Source organism: Kitasatospora sp. NPDC059973 (assembly GCF_042737525.1).
In the GTDB taxonomy this organism is placed as follows: Bacteria; Actinomycetota; Actinomycetes; order Streptomycetales; family Streptomycetaceae; genus Kitasatospora.
In genome coordinates this window covers 183799-190085 of the sequence record NZ_JBHWUI010000001.1, presented here as the reverse complement: position 1 = coordinate 190085, position 6287 = coordinate 183799, and the positions used below count along the sequence as shown (strand labels likewise).

The 6287-nt window shown below is 74.3% G+C and carries 5 protein-coding genes and 1 pseudogene; 1 reads left to right on the top strand and 5 read right to left on the bottom strand.

The features are described from left to right. Positions 1-536: pseudogene (locus ACFWA9_RS00755) on the bottom strand (hypothetical protein); the annotation flags it as partial. A gap of 1271 nt (positions 537-1807) precedes the next feature. Between ACFWA9_RS00755 and ACFWA9_RS00750 the strand changes: the two are divergent. After that, on the top strand, positions 1808-2974 hold the full coding sequence (locus tag ACFWA9_RS00750) for a GDSL-type esterase/lipase family protein (protein WP_380382126.1): 1167 nt from the start codon (positions 1808-1810) through the stop codon (positions 2972-2974). Positions 2975-3119: 145 nt separating this feature from the next. Here the strand turns inward: ACFWA9_RS00750 and ACFWA9_RS00745 are convergent, their stop codons facing one another. The 4 genes from ACFWA9_RS00745 to ACFWA9_RS00730 all read right to left on the bottom strand — a co-directional run bounded on the left by ACFWA9_RS00745 (position 3120) and on the right by ACFWA9_RS00730 (position 6280). Beyond that, positions 3120-4031, bottom strand: coding sequence for an alpha/beta fold hydrolase (locus ACFWA9_RS00745; RefSeq protein ID WP_380382115.1), 912 nt, complete (start codon positions 4029-4031; stop codon positions 3120-3122). 12 nt (positions 4032-4043) lie between these two features. Next, the gene (locus ACFWA9_RS00740) at positions 4044-4685 is read right to left on the bottom strand and encodes a dihydrofolate reductase family protein (protein ID WP_380382113.1); all 642 of its coding nucleotides are present in this window, start codon (positions 4683-4685) and stop codon (positions 4044-4046) included. A 315-nt stretch (positions 4686-5000) separates the two neighbouring features. Further along, positions 5001-5747 carry an FAD:protein FMN transferase gene (locus tag ACFWA9_RS00735; protein ID WP_380382111.1) on the bottom strand — a complete coding sequence of 249 codons (747 nt, stop codon included), beginning with the start codon at positions 5745-5747 and terminating at the stop codon, positions 5001-5003. Further along, positions 5747-6280: an FMN-binding protein gene (locus tag ACFWA9_RS00730; RefSeq protein WP_380382109.1), complete on the bottom strand. Its 534-nt coding sequence runs from the start codon at positions 6278-6280 to the stop codon at positions 5747-5749. Before ACFWA9_RS00730 ends, ACFWA9_RS00735 begins: the two co-directional genes overlap by 1 nt. Between the last annotated feature and the right edge of the window lie 7 nt (positions 6281-6287).

The window sequence follows — 6287 nt, the reverse complement described above, 5'->3', positions numbered from 1 at the left end:
CGGCCGGCCCGGGCGTCGGCCGCGGCCGCGTGCGCGGGGGCGCCGGTGGCGGGGGCTTCGGCGGCGGGCGTGCCGGCGGCGGGTATACCGGTCCCGGGCGTGCCGGCGGGCGGGGCGACGGCGTCACCGGTGCGCACGCCGGGGTCGCCACCGGTGAAGGTCAGGCCCTCCGGGTGGACCTTCGGCGCGACCTTGCCGTCCGGGGTCTCCACCAGCGTGGTGTCGACCGGGACCCAGGCGTCGCCGACCTTGACCCGGACCGGTCCGGTCGCGGTGTCCTGGGTCAGCGTCCCCGCGGGGTCGGCCCAGAGCGTGGTGGTGGCGGTCCGGGCGCCGGTCACCTCGACCCGGTGACCGTTCAGCCGGGCGGCGAGCAGGGCGGAGGCCGCGTCGGGGGCCTCGTTGACGGGTGCGGTGGCCGTGGCCTTGGGGTCGGTCGCGGGTGCGGCGTAGGCGGAGTCGGCGGTCAGCGCATCGAGCGCGACCCCCGTCTCCACCAGTAGCGCGAGCGCCGCCAGAACGGCTGTCCGCCGCATTCGGCGCGTAGTGAAGGCCCCGCCCCCAAAAACGGGCGGGGCCTGCTTCCTCGATGGCAAGAGAGTTTTCTCCACGAATAGTGATGGCAAAGAAGTCGTGCCACACCAAGATCGCAGAGCGGCTGACCGGGAATCCCCGGATCCGGATATCGAATCGGCAAAGATTGGCCGGCCGATGCCCACTTTGCCCCGATATTACGTGAAGTGCTGACTGCATGTCAGTTGGCCGGGAAAGGAGACGCTTTGCTCGCCGACGCCCGACCCGCACCCCCGCAGATCGGCGGGGGTCGGCGATCATGATTTGACGGCAGACGATCATGTTGTGGATAGTCATTTCCGGGCCGACCGGGGGCGATGCCGACTCCCGCTCGGACGCGACGAGCACGGGGGCGGGATGCGATGTCCGAAGGCCGTGGGGATGGCGCCTTCGGCGGCACCGCGGTCGTCCCGGCGGCGGCCACCTGCGCCGAAGGCGGGCAGACCGCGGCCGGCGGGACGTCCTTCCCGCAGGTCGTCGGGCACCGGGTCGAGGTCCGGCTCGCGCACCGGGTCGAGTTCCGGCTCGCGCACCGGGTCGCGTTCCGGGGTGGCGACGTCCCCTCGCCCCCGCGTCCGTTCGATCCGGCCGACACCGTGGACCACCTCGGCGGCGCACGATTCGCCGGGAAACCCGCGTCCGGTTATCACGGGTCGGCCGGGAGCGGTCGGGTCATGCTCCGGAATCATCGTGACTACGACATCCGGATTGACCCGCCGAATATCCCGCCCGCTACGGCGGCGGAGAAACGAACGGCATTCCTCGACGCCCCCGGATCGAATCGCCAGGCGGCCGGCTGGTCAATTCCGGCAGGTACGATCCGCAACCGGATCCGGACGAGGTCAACTTCTCTTCTTCTCCGCGGAGTTTCCGGTCCGGCAGTACCCGCGCCGGTCGAACGGCACGCCTTGGGCGGCCCAGGACGGCACCGGCACGCCGAACGCCTTCCCGCTGCTGGACCACTCCGGGCTGCCCTTCGCGGCGAGGGCCTCCCGCCCGACCTCGGCGTGGCGCGGGACGCCGCCGGGCTGATCCCCCGTCGCAGCCCCGCCCCGTCCTCGGCGCCGATCCAGGTACGTACCCCCTCGGGATCCGACCGGCGGACCGGCACGACCCGCACCCGGCCGACACCACATCACCGTCGCGGTGACTAGGTTCGTGGTGGGGCCTGATGCCTCCGGCCGGGCACCCGCCCGGCCGGACGGGCCGGAGTCGAGGAGCGGTGACAGTGACGATGCGGGAGTATCCGCTGGTGGGCGGTCCGGTCGAGGTACGGGGGGCGCTGGATCTGGAACGGACGCCGGCCGGGGTGATGCCGCGCCGGCTGCCGGCGTGGACCAAGGAGCAGTACCAGAACCCGTCGGTCTACGGGGGAACGGTGATGCCCTCGGGCGTGCGGCTGGTGTTCCGCACCGAGGCGCGGGTGCTCGAGTTCGAGGTGCTCACGTCCACGGGACAGCTCGACGGCGACCCGGAGCCCCGGCCGACCGGGATGCTGGACCTGACGGTGGACGGCGTCCTGGTCGGGCGGCAGCGGGCGCCCTTGGGCAACGTCATGCGGATGGCGGGCCCCGGGGCCGAGCAGCGGCTGATACCGGGGAAGCCGGGGACGGCGCGCTTCGCCGGACTGCCGGCCGGGATGAAGGACATCGAGCTGTGGCTGCCGCAGCAGACCCCCACAGAACTGGTGGCGCTCCGCGCCGACGGCGAGGTCCTGGCACCCCTTCCCGACGGCCGGCCCCGGTGGGTGCACCACGGGAGTTCCATCAGCCACTGCCTCGAAGCCGACGGTCCCACCGGCACCTGGCCCGTGGTCGCGGCGTCCATCGGGGGCGTGGAGGTGACCAACCTCAGCGAGCCGGGCAACGCCATGCTGGACCCCTACGTCGCCCGGACGATCCGCGACCTGCCCGCCGACCTGATCAGCCTCAAGACCGGCGTCAACATCGTGGGCCTGGCCACCTTCCGCCTGCGGACCTTCGGCCCGGCGGTGCACGGATTCCTGGACACCATCCGGGACGGCCACCCCGACACCCCGCTGCTGGTGATCTCCCCGGTGAGCTGCCCCGCGCTGGAGGATCGTCCCGGCCCGACCACGGTGGGCCCGGACGGAAGGATCACCGCGCTCGGGGACCCGGCCGACCTGGCCGGGGGAGCGTTGTCGCTGCGGGTGGTCCGTGACGAGCTGGCGATGATCGTCGCGGCCCGGCAGGCCCACGACCCTCACCTGCACCACCTCGACGGACGCGACCTCCTCGGCCCGGCCGACGTGGACGACCTCCCCGACGGGCTGCACCCGTCCGCCGCCGCCTACCGCCGCATGGGCGAACGCTTCGCCGCCCACGCCTTCGCCGCCGACGGCCCGTTCCGCGCCCGCCCCCGCACCCGGCCGGCCGAGTGAGGCGACCGGGGGTGCGGCGCCCGAGGAGCCGTTTCCCGTGGAGCCCGGGGCCGTTCGAGCAGTTCCCGGGCAGCCGCCGACCCCGGTGGCGCCGGAGCCGCCGAGGCTGGCGGGTGCGCGGTGGACCGGTGGTGGGCGGGGGCGTTCACCCTGGACGGCCGCCGCGCGGCGCGGACCCGTCCGGAGGCGGGAGCCGCGCAGCGCCGGCCGTCCACGGTCCGAGCGCGAGCATCGCCTCGCTGACCTCGCCGAGGGCCGCGTCCGGCATCGCGGTGGCGGCGTCTTCGAGAACGAGCAGTCGTGCCCGGGGGATCGCGCGCGCGATCGCCTCGCCGTTGCCGACGGGGAAGAACGGGTCGCGGCGGCCGTGGACGACAAGGGTGGGGATCCTGATCTCGGGCAGGCGCTCGCGCCAGCGGGGCCGGCAGTCGAGCTTGGAGAACGTCATGCGCAGCTGGTTGGCCGTCTGGACCGGGGGCGCGGTGCCGGGGGTGCGGTCCCAGATGCGCGCGGCGGTCGCGCGGGCGGCGGCGGGGTCGTCGCCGAGGATCTCGGCGCCGGTGGCGGCGAACTCGGCGACGGCCCGGCGGTCGGTCCAGTCGGGCAGCGGGCGTGCGAACAGCCGGCGCATGGTCGCGGGGTCGTGGTCGGGGAGGTCGTCGTCGGGCGGGCCGGGAGCGACGGGACGGGTGCCGACGAGCGTGAGCGCCGAGAAGCTGTCCGGGTGGTCGAGCACGGCGACCTGGGCGACCATGCCGCTGACGCCGATGCCCGCGAGGTGGGCGGGGCCCCCGCCGAGCGTCTCGGCGAGGGCCGCCGCGTCGGCGGCGAGGTCGCGCAGGGTGTAGCCGGGCGCCTGCGGATCCGCGGTCGTCGACTCCCCGCTGTCGCGCAGGTCGTAGCGCACCACGCGGCGTCCGCCGGCGGCGAGGCGTTCGCACAGCGCGTCGGGCCAGGAGAGCATCGTCGTTCCGCCCGCGAGCAGGACGAGTGGCGCGTCCTCGCGGCCGAACGACTCGATGCCCAGGGCGATCCCGTGGGTATGGACGATGGTCATCGGGTCATCGGGTCATCGGGACTCGTCGCGGCCGAGACCGCGGTCGGGCGCGCTCATGTCGCCCGTCGCGGGCGTGCCGTCGGCGAGCCCGTAGCGCAGGTAGACGGTGCCTTCCGGACCGGCGACCGGCGGTTCGAGGAGGGTGAGGTTCGTGGGCACCGCGCCGCCGTCGAACACCTTCTTCCCGACGCCGAGCGTGATCGGGTGCACCCAGAGGTCGAGACGGTCGAAGAGCCTCTCCCGCAGGAGGGTCTGCACCAGGTCCAGGCTCCCGACGACCTTCACGTGCTCGTGCCGCTCGCGGATCTCGCGCACCGCGCCGGCCAGGTCCGGGCCGAGCCGGGTGGACCCGGCCCACGGGAGGTCGGGCGTGCCCCGGGAGGCGACGTACTTCGGGACGCGGTTGAAGAGCTCGGCGATCTCGCCGTCCTTCTGGTGCGGCCAGTAGGAGGCGAAGATGTCGTACGTGCGCCGGCCGAGCAGCAGGGCGTCGGTGCCCTCGTACGCGGCGACGATCTGCGCGCCGGTGGCCTCGTTCAGCAGGGGCGCCTGCCAGCCGCCGAACGGGAACCCCGCCGGGTCCTCGTCGGGTCCGCCTGGCGCCTGCGCGACGAGGTCGAGGGTCGCGAACAGCTCGATGTGGATGAGTCCCATGTCTGTACTCCCGATGAGTCGGTGATCCCGGTCGAGATATAGACCTGCCGGGGCCGGAAAACTCATCGCCGCGCCGGAACCCGGTTTCCGTTCCGCCGGTCCGTCGGTGGTCCGGGCCGCTGTGTCGTTCGCACGGCCGGTCACCGACGTCCCGCCTCGGCCGCAGGCGGTGTCGAGCCTGGCGACGCGACCGCTGTTCGGCCGGCTCGACGGCGCGGACGACGCACCGCGCGTCGAATTCGTCGAGCCCGAAGCCCTGGAACGCCGCGCCACCACCACCCGGTTCGACGCGGCGTGCCGAAGCCTCGTCCCGGGTCAGGCCGGGGCGAGCAGGGTGGTCAGGCCGGAGGTGCCCAGGCGGGTGCCGTCGGACAGGATCACGAGGGCCTCGATGCCGCTGCGTCGCTCGGCCCAGTGCAGGGCGGCGGCTGGCCCCATGGCGAAGGCGGCCGTCGCCAACGCGTCGGTGAGCGCGATGTCCTGGCCGATCAGGGTGACCGAGAGCGCGCCGTGCGGCGGGCGCCCGGTGTGCGGATCCAGGATGTGCTGGCCGCGCTCGGCCGTACCGGATCCGGCGACCGCGAGGCGGTCGCGCGCCTCGACGACGGCGGCCAGCCGGCCGGGGGCCGCCGGGTCGGCGATGCCGACGCGCCACGAGCGGCCGGGCGCGGGGGCTCCGGCCGTCTGGACGTCTCCGCCACCGGTCACGCTGTGGTGCGGGAATCCGGCGGCCGTGAGCAGGTGGGAGGCGCGTTCGATCGCCCAGCCCTTGACCCAGCCCGACGGGTCGAGGGAGCCGCCGGCCCGCGCCGAGAAGTAGCCGGCGGTCTCCCGCGCCACGGCGGCACAGTGGTCGAGGGCCTCGGCGACCAGCCGATCGCACTGGGCGAGGGTCAGCTCGCCGCGGGCGAGACGGCTGATCTGGCTCAGCGGACGGTAGGGGGAGAAGAGCCGGTCGAGCCGGTGGAGTTCGGCGAGGGCCGGGGCGAGGTCGGCGGGCGCGGCGTCGCGGACGGCGAAGGAGAAGACCGTCCCCATGGCGTGCTCGGCGTGTCTGAGCATCAGACGCCCGCCTGGTCGAGGGCGCTCTGCAACGACCGCTGGTAGCCCTCGCTGGTGTAGGTGGCGCCGGCGACGGCGTCGACGCGTGCGCTCTGCGCGGAGACGGCCTCCTGATTGAGCCGGGGCAGCGCGAACTGGTTGATCTCCAGGTCGCGCCTGCTCTCCGACGGGTACTGCACCACCTCGGCCTTGGTGATCCGGCCACCGCTGAGGGTGATCCGCACCTGGACCGGTCCGTAGCGGGTGTCGACGGCGTTGCCGGTGACGACCCGGGTGCCGGAAGCGTTACCCGCTCCTGCGGCGGCCGAGGGCGACGAATCCCCGGACGACGACGCCCCGGACGACGACGCCCCGGCCGACGACCCCCCGGCCGACGACCCTCCGGGCGTCACCGGGGCAGCGGACGCGGTACCGCCCGGATCGGAACCGATGACGGGGGCGGCCCCGGGGGAGGCGGAGCCGTGCGGCTTGAGGGAGAGCAGCAGGACGACGCCGGCTGCGGTGACGGTGCTGGCCAGAACGGCGCGGCGCATGGCGGGC